Source organism: Mesorhizobium sp. M0048 (assembly GCF_040323405.1).
In the GTDB taxonomy this organism is placed as follows: domain Bacteria; phylum Pseudomonadota; class Alphaproteobacteria; order Rhizobiales; family Rhizobiaceae; genus Mesorhizobium.
This window is the reverse complement of sequence record NZ_JAMYUV010000007.1, coordinates 107,156-126,130: the sequence shown is the minus strand read 5'-3', so window position 1 is coordinate 126,130 and position 18,975 is coordinate 107,156. Positions and strand designations below refer to the sequence as shown.

At 63.5% G+C, this 18,975-nt stretch carries 15 protein-coding genes; 8 read left to right on the top strand and 7 right to left on the bottom strand.

What is annotated here, in order from left to right; genetic code table 11:
* Positions 1 to 326 precede the first annotated feature (326 nt).
* On the bottom strand, positions 327 to 3,179 hold the full coding sequence (locus NKJ84_RS09970) for an ATP-binding protein (RefSeq protein ID WP_352506308.1): 2,853 nt from the start codon (positions 3,177 to 3,179) through the stop codon (positions 327 to 329).
* Between the two features lie 224 nt (positions 3,180 to 3,403).
* Between NKJ84_RS09970 and NKJ84_RS09965 the strand changes: the two genes are divergently transcribed.
* The 7 genes from NKJ84_RS09965 to NKJ84_RS09935 all read left to right on the top strand — a co-directional run bounded on the left by NKJ84_RS09965 (position 3,404) and on the right by NKJ84_RS09935 (position 9,988).
* The gene (locus NKJ84_RS09965; RefSeq protein ID WP_352506307.1) at positions 3,404 to 4,765 is read left to right on the top strand and encodes an epoxide hydrolase family protein; all 1,362 of its coding nucleotides are present in this window, start codon (positions 3,404 to 3,406) and stop codon (positions 4,763 to 4,765) included.
* Positions 4,766 to 4,852: 87 nt separating this feature from the next.
* Complete coding sequence (locus NKJ84_RS09960; protein WP_352506306.1) at positions 4,853 to 5,281, top strand: DUF6130 family protein; 429 nt, start codon at positions 4,853 to 4,855, stop codon at positions 5,279 to 5,281.
* Complete coding sequence (locus NKJ84_RS09955; protein ID WP_352506305.1) at positions 5,278 to 6,612, top strand: epoxide hydrolase family protein; 1,335 nt, start codon at positions 5,278 to 5,280, stop codon at positions 6,610 to 6,612. The genes NKJ84_RS09960 and NKJ84_RS09955 overlap by 4 nt, the downstream gene beginning before the upstream one ends.
* Before the next feature lie 49 nt (positions 6,613 to 6,661).
* The gene (locus NKJ84_RS09950) at positions 6,662 to 7,258 is read left to right on the top strand and encodes a VOC family protein (protein WP_352478279.1); all 597 of its coding nucleotides are present in this window, start codon (positions 6,662 to 6,664) and stop codon (positions 7,256 to 7,258) included.
* Positions 7,259 to 7,330: 72 nt separating this feature from the next.
* Entirely contained in the window at positions 7,331 to 8,449 is a 1,119-nt protein-coding gene (locus tag NKJ84_RS09945; protein ID WP_352506304.1) for a redoxin domain-containing protein, read from the top strand.
* Positions 8,450 to 8,492: 43 nt separating this feature from the next.
* Positions 8,493 to 9,512, top strand: coding sequence for an alpha/beta fold hydrolase (locus tag NKJ84_RS09940; RefSeq protein ID WP_352506398.1), 1,020 nt, complete (start codon positions 8,493 to 8,495; stop codon positions 9,510 to 9,512).
* Between the two features lie 56 nt (positions 9,513 to 9,568).
* Positions 9,569 to 9,988, top strand: coding sequence for an Ohr family peroxiredoxin (locus tag NKJ84_RS09935; RefSeq protein ID WP_352506303.1), 420 nt, complete (start codon positions 9,569 to 9,571; stop codon positions 9,986 to 9,988).
* A gap of 193 nt (positions 9,989 to 10,181) precedes the next feature.
* On the opposite strand, the gene NKJ84_RS09930 is transcribed toward NKJ84_RS09935, so the two are convergent.
* From NKJ84_RS09930 to NKJ84_RS09905, 6 genes are all read right to left on the bottom strand, one after another.
* The gene (locus NKJ84_RS09930) at positions 10,182 to 10,427 is read right to left on the bottom strand and encodes a MoaD/ThiS family protein (RefSeq protein WP_023675441.1); all 246 of its coding nucleotides are present in this window, start codon (positions 10,425 to 10,427) and stop codon (positions 10,182 to 10,184) included.
* Positions 10,427 to 12,691 carry a xanthine dehydrogenase family protein molybdopterin-binding subunit gene (locus NKJ84_RS09925; RefSeq protein ID WP_352506302.1) on the bottom strand — a complete coding sequence of 755 codons (2,265 nt, stop codon included), beginning with the start codon at positions 12,689 to 12,691 and terminating at the stop codon, positions 10,427 to 10,429. The genes NKJ84_RS09930 and NKJ84_RS09925 overlap by 1 nt, the downstream gene beginning before the upstream one ends.
* 16 nt (positions 12,692 to 12,707) lie before the next feature.
* Entirely contained in the window at positions 12,708 to 13,184 is a 477-nt protein-coding gene (locus NKJ84_RS09920; RefSeq protein WP_352478287.1) for a (2Fe-2S)-binding protein, read from the bottom strand.
* A complete protein-coding gene (locus NKJ84_RS09915; protein WP_352506301.1) occupies positions 13,184 to 14,044 on the bottom strand; it encodes an FAD binding domain-containing protein in 861 nt (286 codons plus the stop codon). The genes NKJ84_RS09920 and NKJ84_RS09915 overlap by 1 nt, the downstream gene beginning before the upstream one ends.
* Before the next feature lie 137 nt (positions 14,045 to 14,181).
* Complete coding sequence (locus tag NKJ84_RS09910) at positions 14,182 to 15,825, bottom strand: MFS transporter (protein ID WP_352506300.1); 1,644 nt, start codon at positions 15,823 to 15,825, stop codon at positions 14,182 to 14,184.
* A gap of 205 nt (positions 15,826 to 16,030) precedes the next feature.
* Entirely contained in the window at positions 16,031 to 17,062 is a 1,032-nt protein-coding gene (locus NKJ84_RS09905; RefSeq protein ID WP_352506299.1) for a histone deacetylase family protein, read from the bottom strand.
* Positions 17,063 to 17,203: 141 nt separating this feature from the next.
* On the opposite strand from NKJ84_RS09905, the gene NKJ84_RS09900 reads away from it, so the two are divergent.
* On the top strand, positions 17,204 to 18,871 hold the full coding sequence (locus NKJ84_RS09900) for an amidohydrolase (RefSeq protein ID WP_352506298.1): 1,668 nt from the start codon (positions 17,204 to 17,206) through the stop codon (positions 18,869 to 18,871).
* Positions 18,872 to 18,975: the final 104 nt, after the last annotated feature.

The following is an 18,975-nucleotide window of genomic DNA, read 5'->3' as shown; positions in this document are numbered from 1 at the left end:
GATCTGGATCGGGCGGCCGTTGGGGGTGAAGGGCGAGGTGCTTGGCGAGGAGGATGAGGCGGAAGAGGCGCTGGAGGTGAATACGGAGCCGACGCTGGGGGCGTAGGGAGGCGGGGTAGCCCTTCGGTATGTGAGGTTCGGCGTCGGAAATCGCGTGTGCCTGCAGTGCAGTTCAGGCTGGCATGACCGGCCGCTTTGCGCCCATTCCAGTCACTACGACAGCGCCGTTCCTTCGCCAAAAGCGGCCATCACGAAATTCACAGGCCAAGCAACTTTACTCCCAAAGCAGAGGTCATCATCAGTGAAAGAAGTTTCGTTGACGATTGCTACCTCAGCGTAGCCAGAAGGTGCTCGGCAGCCTTAACATCCGCAGTGTCCTGGCCCTCAACGAAATGCTCCACGACTGGTTGCAAGAGCTCGCGAGCGCTATCCGCCTCCCTTCGCCCGGCCATCAGCGTCGCCATGTCGGTTGCGGTTCGCAACTCCCATGCCCGTGCGCGCTGACTTCGGCTCAACTCCAGTGCCTGCATGAGGTAGGCGGCAGCTTCATCACGGTTGCGCTCCGACTGGAGAAGGAGGCTTCCCTTCATCCGGAGCAACTCCGGGAGGTACAATTGATCGCCGTTCTGTTCGACTTGACCAAGCGACTCGTCGATCAACGCAATGGCTTCATCAACCTGACCGGTCGCGGACAGTCCCCTAACTAGCGAGAGATTGAGCGGCGTCGTGAGCAATTCATAAGGCGCCGCGTGGAGCTTCTGAAGAGATGTCTGCAGGCCCTCGACGCCGCTTTTTGCATCGCCGTGACGGATCGCGACTTCGCTTTTGAAGCCCCGACCGACCAGCAGGTAAGGAGTCATGGAATGGGATTCCGCGCGGGCGATGAGCATATCTATGTACGCCTCGGCGCTCTTCAGGTCGCCGGTCCAAAGGAAGACCGATATCGCCCAGATCAACGCGATCGCCAACGTTAGAGAATGATCCATGGCGGCAGCCTCTTCGACGGCCTGTCGGGCGTGTGCCATGGCTTGATCCGGATGGCCTTGTAGCCAAAGGTTCCTCGCCAGGATGGCCCTGGCCAGGATTTTGCCTTCGAACCCCAGATAGATCGTCGTGGTCCGCTGGGAGCGCGGCCCACGGTCGAGCGCCGCCTCCAGCTCTGCGCGGGCCTGCGCGAGGTCGCCTCGCAGGTGGAGCGAGATGCCCAGAATCGAGTGTGCCAGCGCGCTGGCGACCGAGTCGTCCAAGGTCGCGGCTGTGGCTGAACAACGCCTTGCAAACTCAAGGGCGGTTGCGAAATTGCCCGTCCGCAGATGGAACATGTTGAGCGGACCCAACAGACGCACCCGGTCCAGCGGATCGCCGCGCTCCTCGGCGATCGCCAGGCTCCTCTCCAGAGCTACGCGCGCCCTGTCGCGTCCTCCCCGCATGAACATGAAGGACACGCCGAGGGCTGCCTGAAGATGCATCTCGTCAAGTCCGCCGCGGGCGGCATCGTCGAAAGCGAATATTGCTCTTTCAGACCAGCGATGACACTCCGGCAACAAGGACATTGCCAGGAAAACCGGCGCGACAGCGGTGGCGAGTCCGAGGCCGATGTCGGCGTTTCCGCTGTCGCCGAAGCACCATTCCAAGGCAGCCCGGACATTGTTGATGGCGGCGAAGTGAGGCGCCCGCTCCTCACCGGTCGCCAGGCTTGGCCACTCGATCCCGGTCTGCTCCAGCCATCTCCGATAGTAGGCGGCGTGGCGCACTGCCAGATCGGCAGCCTCGGCGTCATCGATCGGGATGTCGAGAACGTAGGCGCGCGTCGTATCGAGGAGCCTGTAGCGCATCATTGCTCCGACCGGACGCGTCGCCACGATCGATTTGGCGACAAGACTGTCCATGGCGCCAAGGACGGTCGATCGGTCGAGGGTCGCGCTCGTCACCACCTCCAGTGCAGCATCGAGCGTGAAATGACCGACGAATACAGCGAGCCTGCGAAGCACCACGCGCTCAAGGTCGGTCAGGAGCCCCAAGCTCCAGTCTAGTGTCGCCTGCAGGGTTTGCTGACGCGGCGGCGCGGTCCGCGAACCGAGCCACAGCAGTGTCAGGCGTTGATCAAGAAGCGCGGCGGTCTGTTGCAGCCCATAGGATTCGACGCGCCTGGCCGCCAGTTCGATGGAGAGCGCCACGCCGTCGAGCTTTCGACAGATGCTTGCGATGAGCAGGGCTTCCGCATCGCTGACGTCCAAACGAGCGCCGCCTGCCACCGCTCGTTCGACGAACAGTTGGGTGGCCGGGAAGGTCTGGACAATGGCCGCCGTTAGTCCAGGTTCGTCGGGCGGATAGGCAAGCGCATCCAATCGATAGATATGCTCGCCCTCAACCCGAAGCACCTCGCGGCTCGTTGCCAGAATGTGGACCTGTGACGTCGCATCGACGATGCTTGCTGCCAAAGGCGCCACCGCATCCAAGAGATGCTCACAGGTATCGAGGATCAAGAGAATCCGCTTGTTGCGCAAGTAAGCGATTAGGTTGGGCGTGGCATCTTCTGTTTGAACGGACAGCCCAAGCATCGAGGCGACGGCTGTCGTCACCAGACCGGGATCACCGATCATTCCCAGATCGACGAACAGAACTGCCCCATAAAATGCGTCGATCAGATGATGCCCGACTGCGATCGCGACGGTGGTTTTACCGACACCGCCGGCGCCAACGATGGTGACGAACCGCGAAGCATTCAGCTGCGCCGACAGCTTGAGAACGTCCTCATCCCGCCCGACCATTCTGCTCAAGCGGTTTGGAAGATTCGCATGCGGAAACCCAGCGGCGATGAATGGGGCTTCGTCGTGTGTGCTTGATCGCGAGACCGGTGCAACGAAGCAATAGCCGCGCCCCGGAAGCGTCGCGATGTAACGCGCGCCATCCTTTCCATCGCCCAGCGCCTTGCGCAGCCCGGTCATGTGGAACCGCAGGCTGCCTTCCTCGACAACCACATCGGGCCAGACCCGCGACATCAGATCCTTCTTGCTGACGACTTCATTCGGCGCGGAAGTCAGGACGATGAGAATTTCAAGGGCGCGCGAGCCCAGCTCTACGGGAGCGCCCTCTCTTGTCAGGAGCCTTTCACCCGCAGCCAAGCAGAAAGGGCCAAACGACAATCTGTCTTTGGCCTGACTTGCCGTTATCGTCATGGCGTCTCTTCTTTTGGGAGCCGCCTGCACCCAGCGCCTCAGTTTAAGTCAAGGAACGCTCCCGCACCATAGGGAGTCTCCACTGTCTGGCCCCTCCTATCTGCTCAAAAAAGCGGCTGGCGGGCAGCGACTAACAAGAGCTCACGACGCATAACGGGCTAATCCCATCTCCCGGGGGTACGTCAAGCAGTGCAGATCGCATCCATCAACCCCAGGAGAGTCCCATGGACACGACCAGAACCTCCGAAACAATCGACCAGGATCGCCGGCGACTCTTGGGCACTGCCGCGGTCGGCATCGCCGCCGCAGGCGCCGCGAGCCTGCTCCCGTCACAAAAGGCCGCCGCATCAACCAGCGATGGCATCCGCCCTTTCACCGTTAGCTTCCCGCAGGAGGAGCTCACCGAGCTTCGCCGGCGCATCGTCGCTACGCGCTGGCCCGAGCGCGAGCTCGTCTCCGACGAGGCCTCCCGGCGGATCTGGTCGACCCCTGCGACGGTAGGGCCAACGCAGGGCGTGCAACTCGCCACGATGCAGAAGCTCATGCAGTATTGGGGAACGGAATATGATTGGAGCAAATGCGAGGCGCGGTTGAAGGCGCTGCCGAATTTCGTCACCGAGATCGACGGCCTGGACATCCACTTCATCCACGTGAAATCCAAACATCGGGGCGCACTGCCTGTCATCATCACGCATGGCTGGCCCGGTTCGGTCATCGAACTCCTAAAGATCATCGATCCGTTCACCAATCCCACTGCGCACGGCGGTACCGCGGCCGACGCGTTCGACGTGGTGATCCCGTCGATGCCGGGCTACGGCTTTTCCGGCAAGCCCACCGAAACCGGTTGGGATCCGGGGCGCATCGCGCGGGCGTGGATCGTGCTGATGAGACGCCTCGGCTACGACCGCTACGTCGCGCAGGGCGGCGATTGGGGAGCACTCATCACGGAACAGATGGCCCTGATCGCACCTCCCGAGCTGGTCGCCATCCACACGAATATGCCGGGGACCATTCCGCCGGAGATCGTGAAGGCGCTAGCCTCCGGCGGTCCGCCCCCCGCTGATCTTGGCCCCGACGAGAAGCGTGCCTACGAGCAGGTAGCGTTCTTCTACAAAAACGGCCTGGGCTACGCCAACGAGATGGCTCTTCGTCCGCAAACTCTCTACGGGATCGTCGATTCACCGGCCGGCCTGGCGGCGTGGATCCTCGATCACGATGCGGATAGTTATGCGCTGATCGCCCGTTCCTTCGATGGAGAGCCGGAGGGCCTTACCCGCGACGACATCCTCGACAACATCACGTTCTACTGGCTGACGAACACGGCGATCTCGTCGGCGCGTCTCTATTGGGAACATACGCAAACGGCGAAGGCCGGCTTCTTCGACGCCAAGGGCATCACAATTCCCGTCGGTGCGACTGCGAACCCCAGCGAAATCTACACCGCACCGAAGAGTTGGACCGAACGCGCGTTCCCGAAGCTTCTGCACTATGGCCGCACGGACAAGGGCTGCCATTTCGCCGCCTGGGAGCAGCCGAAGAGTTTCACCGATGAGGTGCGCGCAACATTCAAGACGTTGCAGACATGACGTGTTGGCGGGGGATGGCGCGCCGGACGCGCGTCATCTTCCGCCCAGCGATAGCTGCGTAGCGAACCTCCGAAGGGAGCGACTGCAATGAACCCCCTCATCAAGACGCTCGCCGCACTCGCGGCTTGCACCGTGCTCGCCACGGGCGCGTTTGCCCAGAGCACGGTCGTTCCCATCGACAACGAGCCCGCACCCAAGCTGATCGTGGAGCCGCCGCTTCCGGGTCCGCTGGTCGGCGGCGTCGTGTTCATCCCGTACCGGGTGGAGAACTTGCGCATCCTGCCTGTGGGCGGGGCGGCCGCGCGCAACGTGTCTCCGCGGGTCGGGCATCTGCACGTCACTGTCGACGACCTGCCTTGGGCGTGGGCGGACTACGGTCAGAGCAACACCATCATCTTGGTGGGCATGCCAAGCGGCCAGCACATGGTGCTGATCGAGGTGGTGGATCCAGAAGGCAAAGTCTTCACCAAACAAACGGTGACGTTCCACACTCCGGACAAGACGGTGCAGCCATGAGGCTCGACCAACTGGCGGCCGTGCTGGCATTCGGGCTTTGCATCCTTTCCGCGCCCGCCTCCGCCAACCCGGTTGAGGATCGCTCGATCCGGCCCTTCAAAGTCTATGTGCCGCAAGCGCCGCTCGATGATCTTCGCAGTCGCATTGCGCAGACACGGTGGCCCGACCGGGAGACGGTCGATGACCAGTCGCAGGGCATACAGCTCGCGAAGATCAGGCCGCTCGTCGAGTATTGGGGCACGGCCTACGACTGGCGGACAGCGGAAGCGAAGCTGAATTCCCTGCCCCAGTTCATGACCACGATCGACGGCGTGGAAATCCACTTCATTCACGTTCGCTCGAAACATCCCAATGCCCTGCCGCTGATCATGACGCATGGCTGGCCCGGCTCGGTGCTCGAACTGCTCAAGACCGTCGGCCCGCTCACCGATCCCACGGCGCATGGCGGTAGCCCGGAAGACGCGTTCGACCTCGTACTGCCGTCGTTGCCGGGTTTCGGCTTCTCCGGCAAACCCACAGATACTGGCTGGGGTACAGACCGCATTGCACGAGCCTGGGCAGAGCTGATGAAGCGCCTTGGCTACACAGATTACGTCGCCCAGGGCGGCGACTGGGGCTCTCCCGTTTCGAATGCAATGGGACGTCTGGCCCCGGCAGGCCTGCTCGGCATTCATGTCAACCTGCCGGCTGTCGTACCGCCAGAGATTGCCGCGGTGCTCGCCGCCGGCGGACCGGCGCCGTCGGGGCTCACGGACAAGGAGCGCGCGGCGTTCGATGCGCTCAGCATGGCCGCCAAGATGGGGAACAGATCCTACGCCACGATGATGGGCACCCGGCCCCAGACGATCGGTTACGCCATCAATGACTCCCCCGCAGGGCTCGCCGCTTGGATGCTCGGACATCCGGGCTTTTCGGGCTGGACCTACGACAAAAGCGACCCTGAAAAGTCGCCTGACGAAGTGCTGGACGATATCACGCTGTACTGGCTGACGAACACCGCCACCTCGTCCGGGCGAATTTACTGGGAGTACGGCGGCGGGCGCAGTCCCGTTTTTGCCGGCGCTGAAAAGACCAGCGAAGTCTCGCTGCCGGTGGCCATCACGGTCTTTCCGGGCGAAGGCTATCGGGCCCCCGAGACCTGGGCCCGGCGCGCCTACCCCAACCTGATCTACTTCCATGAGGTCGACAAAGGCGGCCACTTCGCCGCGTGGGAGCAGCCGGAGCTCTTTTCTGCCGAGTTGCGCGCCGCGTTCAGGCCGCTGCGGCAAACCAAACAACCACCTCACTCGAAAGGAACGACAAATGTCTCAAACCATGAAAACGCCCCATGACGAAAAGCGCGAAACTGCGACCGGGACCCTCAAAAAGCAGGCGCTCGACATGAAGCTCGAGGTCGTGGTCATCCCCGTCTCGGACGTCGATCGCGCCAAGAGCTTTTATAGCGGCCTGGGCTGGCGGCTCGACGGCGATTTCGTCGTCGGCGATACGTTCCGGGGTGTGCAGTTCACACCTCCGGGCTCGCCTGCCTCGATCCACTTCGGCACGGGGATCACGACGGCGGCGCCCGGCTCGGCAAGCGGACTTTATCTTGTCGTGTCGGACATCGAGGCGGCGCGCGTCGAGCTCATTGGCCACGGCGCCGAGGTCAGCGAGGCGTTTCACCGCACAGGTCCCGGCAGGCCGGCGGTCAAGGGGCGCGATCCCGAGCGGCGCAGCTACTCCTCGTTCGCGACGTTCAAGGACCCGGACGGCAACGAATGGCTGCTGCAGGAAATCACCACCCGCTTTCCCGGCCGGATCGACTCCAATGTCACGACCTACGCTTCCGGAGCGGATCTTGCTGCCGCGCTGCGACGCGCGTCGGAGGCCCACGGCGAGCACGAGAAGCGCAACGGCGGCCAGCGCGATGAGAACTGGCCGGACTGGTACGCGGAATACATGGTGGCTGAGCAGGCCGGCAAAGAGCTTCCGCTTTGAAGGATTCAGCGCGCAGCGCGCCGCCGAATCGTCCGCGCGGCGATATCGATCGAAACTGAAAAGGCGTCGTCGATGAAAGCAACCAAGCTGCTCGTCGCGGTGGCGCTCGCACTGGCGATCGGGGCTCCGATTGCCAGTTTTCTGGGAGACGCGAATGTGGCTCAGCCGATAGCCTCCGCACCGATGAGGGTTCCGTTTCTTCACGGACTTTCCTCCCTCCAGTTTGAGGGTCAATCCGAGCTTGCTTCGCTTGGCGTGGCGAACGAGTGGATAAATTCGCCGCCGCTGGCGGCGTCGGCTTTGCATGGCAAGGTCGTCCTCATCGATTTCTGGACCTACACCTGCATCAACTGGCTGCGCACGCTTCCCTACGTTCAGACCTGGGACGAGAAATACCGGAAGCATGGTTTGGTGGTGATCGGAATCCACGCGCCGGAGTTCGCGTTCGAAAAAGACCTGAACAACGTGCACCGGGCGGTGAAAGACCTGGGGATCGATTACCCGATCGCCGTCGACAATGACCATCTCATATGGCGGGCTTTCAGCAACCAGTACTGGCCGGCACTCTATTTCGTCGATTCGCGAGGACGCGTCCGGTATCACCACTTTGGCGAGGGCTCATACCAACAGTCGGAAATGGTCATCCAGGAATTGCTGACTGAGGCTGGCGCCGGCGGATTCGACCGTGAGCCTGTGTCGGTGGATGCCCGCGGCATCGAAGCCGCGGCCAATTGGGAGACCCTCAAGTCTCTGGAAAATTATCTCGGCTACGAACGCACCCAGAATTTTGCCTCCGGCGATGAAGCGGTCTTGGACGCGCCGCACATCTACGACGTGCCGGCGCGACTACGCCTGAATGAGTGGGGGCTGTCTGGCAGTTGGACGGTAAGGAAAGAAACCGCCGTACTGAACAAGTCCGATGGCCGCATCGCGTACCGTTTTCACGCGCGCGACCTTCATCTGGTCATGGGTCCGGCAGCGCCGGGAACGTCTGTGAGATTTCGCGTGCTGATCGACGGACAGCCGCCAGGCACGGCTCACGGCATCGACGTCAATGAAAAGGGCGAAGGCGCAGTGACAGAGCAGCGCCTGTACCAACTGATCCGACAATCGAAACCCATCATCGATCGGCAGTTCGAGATCGAGTTTCTCGACTCAGGCGTGGAGGTCTTTGCATTCACGTTCGGCTGATCGCCCGCGCAAGGATAGAGGTTCCCAAATGCATTCACTCAATATCCCGGATGAGATCGACCAAGATCGCCGTCGGTTCTTTGGCGCCGCCGCGATGGCTGTCGCCGCCACTCAGTTCGGCCTGATCGGCCCGGCACAAGCGCAACAGACGACTGGCGAGCCTGCGGCGTCCTTTGGGCCCTTGAAGCGGATCGAGGCCGGCGTGCTGAGCGTCGGCTATGCGGAACTTGGACCGACCGACGGCCCGCCCGTCATCCTGCTACATGGCTGGCCGTATGACATCCACACCTATGCCGATGTCGCTCCCCTGCTTGCCGCAAAGGGGTACCGCGTGATTGTGCCCTACCTGCGCGGATACGGCACGACCCGATTCCTGTCGGATGACACGATGCGCAACGGTCAGCAGTCTGCGATTGCCGCGGACATTGTCGCCCTGATGGACGCGCTGGGCATCGAAAAGGCGACGATTGGCGGCTGCGACTGGGGCGCCCGCACCGCGAACATCATTGCCGCACTATGGCCTGAACGCTGCAAGGCGATGGTCTCGGTGAGCGGCTACCTCATCGGCAACCAGCAAGCCGGCAAGCTGCCGCTGCCACCCAAGGCCGAGCTGCAATGGTGGTATCAATATTACTTCGCCACCGATCGCGGCCGCGCCGGCTACGAGAAATACACACGGGATTTCGCCAGGCTGATCTGGCAACTCGCGTCGCCGCAGTGGAATTTCGACGATGCCACATTCGAGCGCAGCGCCGCAGCCTTCGACAATCCCGATCACGTGGCCATTGTGATCCACAATTATCGCTGGCGGCTCGGACTCGCCGCCGGCGAGCAGCAATACGACGGGTTCGAGGAGCGACTCGCGCAGGCACCGGTCATCGGCGTGCCGACGATCACCCTCGAAGGTGACGCCAATGGCGCGCCGCATCCGGACGCCAGCGTGTACGCCACGATGTTCCCGGCCAGATACGCGCATCGGGTCGTCACCGGCGGCATCGGGCACAACCTGCCCCAGGAAGCGCCGCAGGCCTTTGCCGATGCAGTTGTCGAAGCCGACGCCTGATGGAGTTCGCGGCAACCGCCCAAGCGGCGGTTACCGCTACCAGCAAAAGAATGCCAATGAGCCACATCGCAAGGGTTGTCTATACGGCCAGGACCGCAACCACGGGCAGCCGCGAAAATGGCGCCTCGCGCAGTTCCGACGGCCTTCTGGACATCTGGCTATCGACGCCTGGATCGGCGCGCATCGGCACCAATCCGGAGCAGTTGCTCGCGGCCGGCTGGTCGGCCAGCTTCGCAAGCGCAATCGCATCTGCGGCCCACGAACGAAAAATCGCGCTGCCTGCAGGGATGAGCATCGAGGCCGAGGTGAATCTGAACTACGAAGAAAACGGCCACTTTCTTAGCGTCCAACTGGATATTGCCGTGCCGAGTCTGGAGCGCGATATGGTACAAATTCTGGTGGATGAAGCGCACGAGATTTGTCCTTACTCCAAAGCGACACGGGGCAATATCGATGTCATAATGAGGATCGTCTGATTTGACCTCCATCGCTCTTCGGCGTTGAAGCTTTTGGCACCTCGCTCCCAGTCTGTTCGGGGTCAGATCATGATCATGCCCACTCGACGTGAATGTCCGCTTTCGATATCCGCGGGCTCGAAGCTGCCGGTCCGTTGTCGGCCCCATCAACGACGTTTGAGACCTTGATGCTAGGCAATGCCGACGACCTCACCTACCCCCCAGCCAACCGCGGCAACAAAAAAATCTCCGCCCCTTCCGGCAGTTCCTTCGACCAGGTGTCGCGATAGATCGTCCCGTCGATGGCGACGGCGATGCCGCGATCGATGTATGGCTCGAGGCCGGGATACTGTTCGGCCAGTTTCCTGAACAGCTCCCGAATATCCTTGGCCTCGATTTCGACCTTGCTCTTGCCTCCGGCGATCGCGCCGAGCGACCCCCAGAGCGTTACTTCGACCATCAGCCTCCCCGTTCAGCCTCGAGCGCCGCCAGGATGCGCGGCGGCGACATCGGGATATGCGTCATCCGCACGCCCGCGGCGTTCGACACCGCATTGGCGATCGCCGCCAGCGGCGGCACGATCGAGGTCTCGCCGACGCCGCGCACCCCGTAAGGATGGTTAGGATTGGGGATCTCGAGGATCTGCGTGTCGATCATCGGCAGGTCCGAGCAGACCGGGATGCGGTAATCCAGGAAGCCAGGGTTCTGCAGCCGCCCGTCCTTGCCGTAGATATACTCCTCGTTGAGCGCCCAGCCGATGCCTTGCGCGGCACCGCCCTGGTACTGTCCCTCGACATAGGTCGGATGCACCGCCTTGCCGGCGTCCTGAACGACGGTGTAGCGCAGCACCCTGGTCGAGCCTGTCTCGGGATCCACCTCGATATCGCAGATATGGGTGGCGAAGGAGACGCCGGCGCCGTCGGCGACGAGCTCGCTATGGCCTGCGATGGGTCCGCCCGTCTTTCCGGAAGCGGCCGCGATCTCCTTCATCGACAGCGGCGAGAGGTTGCCGTGCGTCGCGCCCTTGGCAATCGCATGACCCTCTTCCCAGACCACGTCGTCGACGGGTATGTCCCACATCTGCGCGGCGCGTTCTCGCAGGATCTTGATGGCGTTGCGAGCGGCGGAGATCGTCGCCATCGAAGACGAGAAGGTGCCGCGGCTGCCGTCCGTCATATCGTTGTAGCCGAGGCTGGAGGTATCAGTGACCACCGTCTTGATCTGCTCATAGGGGATACCGAGCTCCTCCGCCGCCACCAGCGACAGCGACGCGCGGGAACCACCCACATCGACCGTGCCGACGGCAAGCGAGACCGAGCCATCCATGCCGATGTTGAGGTCGGTGCAGGTCTGGCCACCGAAGTTGAACCAGAAGCCGCAGGCCATGCCGCGGCCCTGGTTCTTGCCGAGCGGCGCCTTCATGTGCGGATGGTTCTTCGCCGCCTCCAGCGTCGGGCCGATGCCGATCGGCCCATATACCGGGCCGTAGGACGATCTGGTGCCTTCCTGCGCCGCGTTCCTGATCCGAAACTCGACCGGGTCCATGCCGATCTCCTTGGCCAGCTCGTCGACCGCGCTTTCCACCGCAAACGCTGCCATCGGCGCCGACGGCGCGCGATAGGCCGCGGTCTTGGGCCGGTTGACCAGCACTTCGTAACCGACCGTCTTGACGTTCTCGAGCTTGTAGCAGGCAAAGGCGGTCATGGCGCCGATCTCGGCCCACATGCCGGCATAGGGGCCGCAGGAATAGCGCAGCGTCGCCTCGGCCGCGGTGATCGTGCCGTCCTTGCGGGCGCCGATCCGAACATCGATCGAGGTGGCGCTGGTCGGGCCGGAGGCGCGGAACACCTCGTCGCGCCTCATGACCAGCTTGACCGGCCGCCCGGCCTTGCGTGACAGCGCCAGGGCCACCGGCTCGGCCCAGACATGGGTCTTGCCGCCGAAACCGCCGCCGATCTCCGACGAGGTGACGCGCAGCTTCGAGGCTTCCATGCCAAGCAGCTGGGCACAGTGCTGGCGGTAGACAAAATGGCCCTGCGTGCAGACCCAGAGGTCGGCGGTGCCGTCGGAGCTGACATTGGCCACGCAGGCATGCGGCTCGATATAACCCTGGTGCGTCTGCTCGGTCTTGAAGGAGCGTTCGACGACGAAATCGGCCTGGCCGAAGCCTTCATGGATGTCGCCATGGCCATACTGGGTGCGCTTGGTGACGTTTGAAGGCTTGACGGGCTTTTCCTCGAGGCCCTCGGTGAAGATGGCGTCGTTGATCAGGGGTGCGGAGTGCTTCATCGCCTCGTCGACGTCGGTGACATGCGGCAGCACCTCGTAGTCGACCTCGATCAGCTTCAGTGCCTGCCTCGCCGTGCGGGCATCGACCGCAGCGACCGCGGCCACGGCATGGCCGTCATAGAGCGCTTTCTTGCGCGCCATGCAGTTGTCGAGGATGTCGTACATGGCGGCATCGCCGTCGGTCAGGTCGGGCAGGTCGGCCGCGGTGATCACCGCCTTGACGCCGGGAAGCATCTGCGCCTTCGACGTGTCGATCTTCCTGATCATGGCATGCGCATGAGGGCTTCTGAGAACGCGCCCGACCAGTTGCCCGGCCATGTTGAAGTCGGCGCCATAGCGTGCGCGGCCCGTCACCTTGTCGACGCCATCGGGACGAATGGGACGCGTGCCGACAGAGGTGAAATTGCGTCCGGAGTAACGCGGATCGAAATTCATCGTCATGCTCCCTTCATCACGCTTGTTTCATTACGATGGCGGCGTCCTGGACGGCACGCACGATCTTGTCATAGCCGGTGCAGCGGCAGAGGTTCCCGGCGAGGCCGAAGCGGATCTCCTCCTCGGTCGGATCGGGGTTCTTGGCCAAAAGGTCCTTGGCCGCCATGAGGAAGCCCGGCGTGCAGACGCCGCATTGAAGTGCGGCGTGCTCCAGGAATTTCTGCTGCAGCGGATGCAGCCTGTCGCCATGCGCCATGCCCTCGATGGTCTCGAGGTGCCGGCCCTCGGCCTCAGCGCCGAGCACCAGACATGAGCATACCAGCCGGTCGTCGAGGATGATGCTGCAGGCCCCGCAGTCGCCGGTGCCGCAGCCTTCCTTGGCGCCCGTCAGCCCCAGGCGATCGCGCAGGACATCAAGCAGCGTCTCGTCCGGCTGGCAAAGGAACTCGACATTGTCGCCGTTGATTGTCGTTGATACTGCTACACCGGCCATCACTTGCCTCCTGCACGTGTATAGGCGGTCGTGGCGGCCCGCTTGGCCAGCACACCCGCAACTTTCCGTCTGAATTCGATAGTGCCTCGCTTGTCGTCGATCGGACGGCAGGCGCCCGAGCAGACCTTGGCGAGCCTCTCCAGCGTGGCTTCGTCCAGCTTGGAGCCGATGAGAACCTCGGCGGCCTCCTCGACCAGAACCACCGTCGGCGCCACGGCGCCCAGCGCCACGCGGGCCGATTTGACGACACCCGCCTCATCGAGCGTCAGGTTCACGCCGGCGCTGACCACCGCGATGTCCATCTCGGTGCGCGGAATGAAACGCAGATAGGCATCGCCCGAACGCGGCAGACGTTTGTCGAGCAGGATTGCCTCGATGATCTCGCCCTTGGCCAGCGACGTCTTGCCCGGCCCAGTCGGCACCGCTTCCACGGCAATCGTGCGCCTGGTTCCCGGGCCGACGACCACCGCCTTGGCGCCAGCGGCCACCAGTGCCGGCACGCTGTCGGCGGCCGGCGAGGCGTTGCAGAGATTGCCGACGATGGTGCAGCGTCCCTGCACCTGCTTGGAGCCGATCAGCTTGGCTGCTTCGACGACGCCAGGCCATGCCTTCTGCAGGGCCGTGTTCTCGCCCAGCACGGCGCAGGGGACCGCCGCGCCGATGCTGAAGCCCTCGGCTGTTTCCCTGATCTCGCCAAGCCCGTCGATCGCCTTGATGTCGACGATCAGGTCGGGTTCGATAAAGCCGCCCTTCATTCTCACCAGGAGGTCGCTGCCTCCGGCGAGGATGGCGGCCGTGCCGGCCGAACTGGCCAACAGGCCGGCGGCGTCTTCAATTGAAAGCGGACGTATGTAACGCATCGTCTCCCCTTACTCGTCATAGTCACATCAACTGATATAACCGTCTCTCGACAATGGCCATCCTGTTCGTGCATTCGCGGATTGGGCCAGGCGCCGCAATTTCATTTTGCTCGTCCAACTGGACGCACCGCCAGCCACTAATGCTCGATCGGCCCCTTCGGCATGACCAGCGCCGTGCCAGCCGTCGTCGGGCGCTCGATCATGCGGCGGACGCGCGGTGGCTCGTTGCCGCTGTGCAGCGCCCTTATACGCTCGCCGATGACGGCGTCCGCGTAGGTGGCGCGCCTGTTGTGGCGGATATATTCGACCCAGGTCGGCGTGTGGTAGTGCTCGATCCATATCGACGGATTTTCGAGATCGCGCGCCAATGTCCAGTTGCGGGCGCCGTCACGGCGGCGGATGCGGCCGCGCTCGGCCATGGTGGCGAGGAATTCCGGCACGTCCTCGTTACGGATGACATATTCGATCATGATGGCGATTGGACCGCTGCGCGGCTTGAGATCAAGCGCCAGATGCGGCTCCTGGAAGCGGTTGAGCGGATCGAGGTTGAGCACAGCCTGCTGCGGCAGCGGCAGGAGCAGGCCGATGGCACCGCCCGCCAGCATGGCGACGCTGGCCGCCATCAGGGCGACTTCGGCGCCATGCGCGTCGGCGACGACGCCCCAGACCCAGCTGCCGAGCGCGATGCCGCCGAAGGTCGCGGTCTGGTAGACCGAAAGCACGCGGCCGACCACCCAGCGTGGCGTCGACATCTGTACGGTGACGTTGAAGTGCGACAGCGCCGTCACCCAGCAGGCGCCGCCGACCAGCAGGCCGAGCGACGTCTGCCAGGCATGATCGCTGACGGCGGCGTTGAAGGCGCAGACGGCGAAACCGGCGAATGCCGTGCGCACCATGGTTTCGCTGGACAGCAGCTGCCGTAGCCTGACGCTGATCAGCGCGCCGCCGACGGCGCCGATGCCGAAGGCACCGAGCATGATGCCGTAGATCAGGGCATCACCCTTGACGACGTCACGCGCGACCAGCGGCAGCAATGCCAGGACCGCGCCGGCGCTGAAGCCGAAAGCGGAGCTCCTGACCAGCACCTTACCGATATTAGGCGACATGGCGACGTAGCGCAGGCCGGCGCCCATTGCGGCGCCCAGCGTCTCGCGCGGCAAGGTCGATGCCGGCAGTTCCGGCTTCCAGCGGGCCAGCACGACGATGAGGCCGACATAGCTCAGCGTGTTGACGGCGAAGGCCGCGGCGGCACCTGCCGCGGCAACGATGATACCACCGATCGCCGGGCCGACGCTGCGCGTCAGGTTGAAGCCCATCGAGTTGAGCGCGATTGCCGCCGGCACCTTGGTGCGAGGCACCATGTCGCCGACCGAAGCCTGCCAGGACGGACTGTTGAGCGCGGTGCCGCTGTCGATCAGGAAGGTGAAGGCGAGCAGCGTCCACGGCGTCATCAGGTCGAGATAGGTGAAGACGGTCAGAAGAGCCGAGACGACCAGCATGAAGATCTGCGCGATCAGCATGATTTTGCGCCGGTTGAAGCTGTCGGCGATAGCGCCGGCCAGCAGCGCAAACAGCATGATCGGCAAGGTGGTCGAGGCCTGGACCAATGCCACCTGGTAGGACGAGGTGGCGATCGTCGTCATCATCCAGGCGGCGCCGACGCCCTGGATGAGGCCGCCGAAATTGGAAACCAGGCTGGCGGACCACACCGCCCGGAAGATGCCGTGCCGGAATGGCGCCAGCGCCGAGGCGCTTTCGTTTTCCGGTGTGTCGTCCCTCATAAATGCTTTCCCGGGGCTCAAATGCGTTTGTTCTTCCGATGAATTCGGCCCCTCAAAGCCATGGATTCAAAAAATAGAACATCATTTCGCAAAGGGCGAACGCATTCTGGAAAAACATCATGGTCCAACAACACGATAGCGCCGGCCCGCCGTGGCGCTCGCCGCGCCGAGTGCGCCATATGAGTTGCGGGCACCGGCAGCGCCTCTAGCGGTCCTCGAAACCGGTCAGCACGCCGACGGCGTTGATGCCGATCTCCTCGACGGCGTAGCCGCCTTCCATGACGAACAGCGTCGGCAAGCCGAGCCTGGCGATGCGGCGGCCGATCCTGGGATAGTCGCCCGTTTTCAGCTTGAACTGGCTGATCGGGTCCTTCTCGAAGGTGTCGACGCCGAGCGAAACCACGACGACGTCAGGAGCATAAGCCAAAAGCCTCGTGCAGGCGTCCTCAAGTGAGGCGTTCCACACCTCCCAGCCGGTGCCGAAGGGCATCGGATAATTGTCGTTGAAGCCTTCGCCGTCGCCCTCGCCGCGCTCGTCGGCATGGCCGAGGAAGAAGGGATATTCGGTCATCGGATCGCCATGCAGGTTCAGCACCTGCACGTCGCCGCGGCGGTAGAAGATCTCCTGGGTGCCGTTGCCGTGGTGATAATCGACGTCGAGGATCGACACGCGCCCGGCGCCATGGTCGCAATACCATTGCGCGGCGACGGCGGCGTTGTTGATGAAGCAATAGCCGCCCATGAAGGCTGCGCCGGCATGGTGCCCCGGCGGTCGGCAGAGCGCGAAGGCCGAACGGTCACCGGCCTTGACCAACGCGGCGGCTGTCAGCGCGACGTCATAGGACGACTTGATCGCGTCCCATGTACCTTTGACGAACGTCGCGCCGCCATCGAAGGAGTAGAAGCCGAGCAGCGCATCGATGCCTTTCGGTCGCACGTCGCCGCGCAGGCCGCGCGTCGGCCAGGTGAAGGGAATGGCCGAACCGCTGCGGCCCGATGCTTCCCAGAGCGGCCAGACGGTCGGCAGGAAATCGATGTAGTCGCTGTCATGCACCTTCCTGGCGGCGGCGAGGTCGTGGATTTCCGGCGGCAGGATCGGACCGAGTTTTTCGCTCTCCACCCGCGCCCTGATGAACTCGGCGCGCGAAGGCTTTTCAAATGCGGGCACGATGGCGCCGGCGATCAATTCGACATTGCCGGAATGGCCGGCATGGAGAGGCGAAAAAACAGTCTTCATGAACTTGTTCCGTGGTGAGACGCGGCGACCCTAACCGTCCTGCATGGCCCTCCACAAGGCGCTGGGCCAACCGGCCATGGCTTGCTGGCCCGGCAGCCGGTCGTCTAGCCTGTCGGCAGCGCAACCGAACCGCGGGTAATCATGAGTTCAAATGCCGACCTGATCGTCACCAATGCCCGTGTGCTGACCATGGACGAAGGCAATCCGACGGCCGAGGCGGTGGCGATAAAGGACGGCAACATCCTGGCGGTCGGCGATCGCCGGACGGTCGAGGCGCTGAAAGGGCCGGCCACGAAGGTCATGGATGCGCAAGGCGGGTCGGTGGTGCCGGGCTTCATCGAAGCGCATATGCATCTTTTCGGCGGCGCGGCCGAACTCGACAATCTGCACCTTCAGGGCGTGCATGGCTTCGATGCGCTGAGCGAAGCGATCCGTGCCTACGCGGCGGCACGACCGTACGCCAAACTGCTGCTTGGGGCCGGCGTCGACTACACCATCCTTTCCACGAAAGAGCCGGTCACCCGCCACCATCTCGACCGCATCATCCCCGATCGGCCGTTCGCGATGTCGGCTTCCGATCACCACACGATGTGGGCCAATACCAAGGCGCTGGAGCTGGCCGGCATCCTGCACGGCAGGCAACTCGGGCCCGGCAACGAGATCGTCATGGGCGCCGACGGCCTTGCGGCCGGCGAATTGCGCGAGGGCGAGGCGTTCGGGCCGATCCTCGAGCTTTCCGGGCAAAACCGCGTGCGGCTCGGCCTTGCGACAGGCGGCGAGCCCGACCCTTATCCTTCCGCCGCAGAAGTCGCGGCCGATCGCGACCTGATGCATCGCGGGCTGGAATGGTGCGCCCGCCACGGCATCACCTCGATCCACAACATGGACGGCAACCTCTACCAGCTCGAGCTACTTGCCGGTTTGGAGCAGGAAGGGCGGCTGCTCTGCCGCACCAAGATACCTTTTCATTTCAAGAACTTCATGACGCTCGACAGGCTGGAAAAAGCGTCGAGGATGGCCTCCGCCTACCGATCGGAATGGCTGTCGTCCGGCATGGTCAAGATGTTTTATGACGGCGTGCTGGAAGGCTGGACCGCGGTCATGGTCGATGACTATGCCGACCGGCCGGGCTGGCGCGGTGAGACGCTGTTCACGCCGGAGCATTTCGCCGAGGTGGCGCCGGAGGCCGACCGACGCGGCCTGCAGATCGCCGTGCATTCGATAGGCGACGGCGCGGTGCGCGCGGTCCTCGACGGTTACGAGGCGGCGCGGCGGAAGAACGGCAGGCGCGACAGCCGGCACCGCGTCGAGCACATCGAGGTTATCACCGGCGCCGACGTGCCACGCTTCGCCGAACTCGGCGTCATCGCCTCGATGCAGCCGCCGCACCCGCCCGGCGCCATGGACTTCCCGCTGGAACCGACGCTTTCGCGTATCGGCCGCGAAAGATGGCCGCTCAGCTATGCCTGGCGGACGCTGAAGCAGGCGGGCGCGCATGTCGTTTTCGCTTCCGACTGGCCGGTGTCGCGGGTCGACCCGATCCTGGGCATTCAGGCGGCGATGCTGCGCAAACCGTGGGCAGAAGGCGACCCCGACCAGAGCTTCTCGCTGATCGAGGCGCTTGCCGGCTACACGGTCGAAGGCGCCTATGCCGAATTCATGGAGCACCGTAAGGGCCGGCTGAAACCAGGCTATCTGGCCGATCTGGTGGTGCTGTCGGCCGATATCGAGGCAACTGAACCGGCTTCCTTGCACAAGGTGCATCCGGTCAGCACCATCTGCGGCGGCAAGATCACTTATCAGGTTTGATGATGGCGCTGACTGGGGCACGGAGCTTGCGTTTTGAACCGAGGCCCAGATGCATGGTTGCCAAGCCGACCGGCATATGCTGACAATCGAATGGGAACTGGATC

Bases quoted from the DNA above. Each gene is read 5' to 3' on its own strand.
- NKJ84_RS09970 (WP_352506308.1), bottom strand. From the start codon at position 3,179: ATGACGATAACGGCAAGTCAGGCCAAAGACAGATTGTCGTTTGGCCCT.
- NKJ84_RS09965 (WP_352506307.1), top strand. From the start codon at position 3,404: ATGGACACGACCAGAACCTCCGAAACAATCGACCAGGATCGCCGGCGA.
- NKJ84_RS09960 (WP_352506306.1), top strand. From the start codon at position 4,853: ATGAACCCCCTCATCAAGACGCTCGCCGCACTCGCGGCTTGCACCGTG.
- NKJ84_RS09955 (WP_352506305.1), top strand. From the start codon at position 5,278: ATGAGGCTCGACCAACTGGCGGCCGTGCTGGCATTCGGGCTTTGCATC.
- NKJ84_RS09950 (WP_352478279.1), top strand. From the start codon at position 6,662: ATGAAGCTCGAGGTCGTGGTCATCCCCGTCTCGGACGTCGATCGCGCC.
- NKJ84_RS09945 (WP_352506304.1), top strand. From the start codon at position 7,331: ATGAAAGCAACCAAGCTGCTCGTCGCGGTGGCGCTCGCACTGGCGATC.
- NKJ84_RS09935 (WP_352506303.1), top strand. From the start codon at position 9,569: ATGAGCCACATCGCAAGGGTTGTCTATACGGCCAGGACCGCAACCACG.
- NKJ84_RS09930 (WP_023675441.1), bottom strand. From the start codon at position 10,427: ATGGTCGAAGTAACGCTCTGGGGGTCGCTCGGCGCGATCGCCGGAGGC.
- NKJ84_RS09925 (WP_352506302.1), bottom strand. From the start codon at position 12,691: ATGAATTTCGATCCGCGTTACTCCGGACGCAATTTCACCTCTGTCGGC.
- NKJ84_RS09920 (WP_352478287.1), bottom strand. From the start codon at position 13,184: ATGGCCGGTGTAGCAGTATCAACGACAATCAACGGCGACAATGTCGAG.
- NKJ84_RS09915 (WP_352506301.1), bottom strand. From the start codon at position 14,044: ATGCGTTACATACGTCCGCTTTCAATTGAAGACGCCGCCGGCCTGTTG.
- NKJ84_RS09910 (WP_352506300.1), bottom strand. From the start codon at position 15,825: ATGAGGGACGACACACCGGAAAACGAAAGCGCCTCGGCGCTGGCGCCA.
- NKJ84_RS09905 (WP_352506299.1), bottom strand. From the start codon at position 17,062: ATGAAGACTGTTTTTTCGCCTCTCCATGCCGGCCATTCCGGCAATGTC.
- NKJ84_RS09900 (WP_352506298.1), top strand. From the start codon at position 17,204: ATGAGTTCAAATGCCGACCTGATCGTCACCAATGCCCGTGTGCTGACC.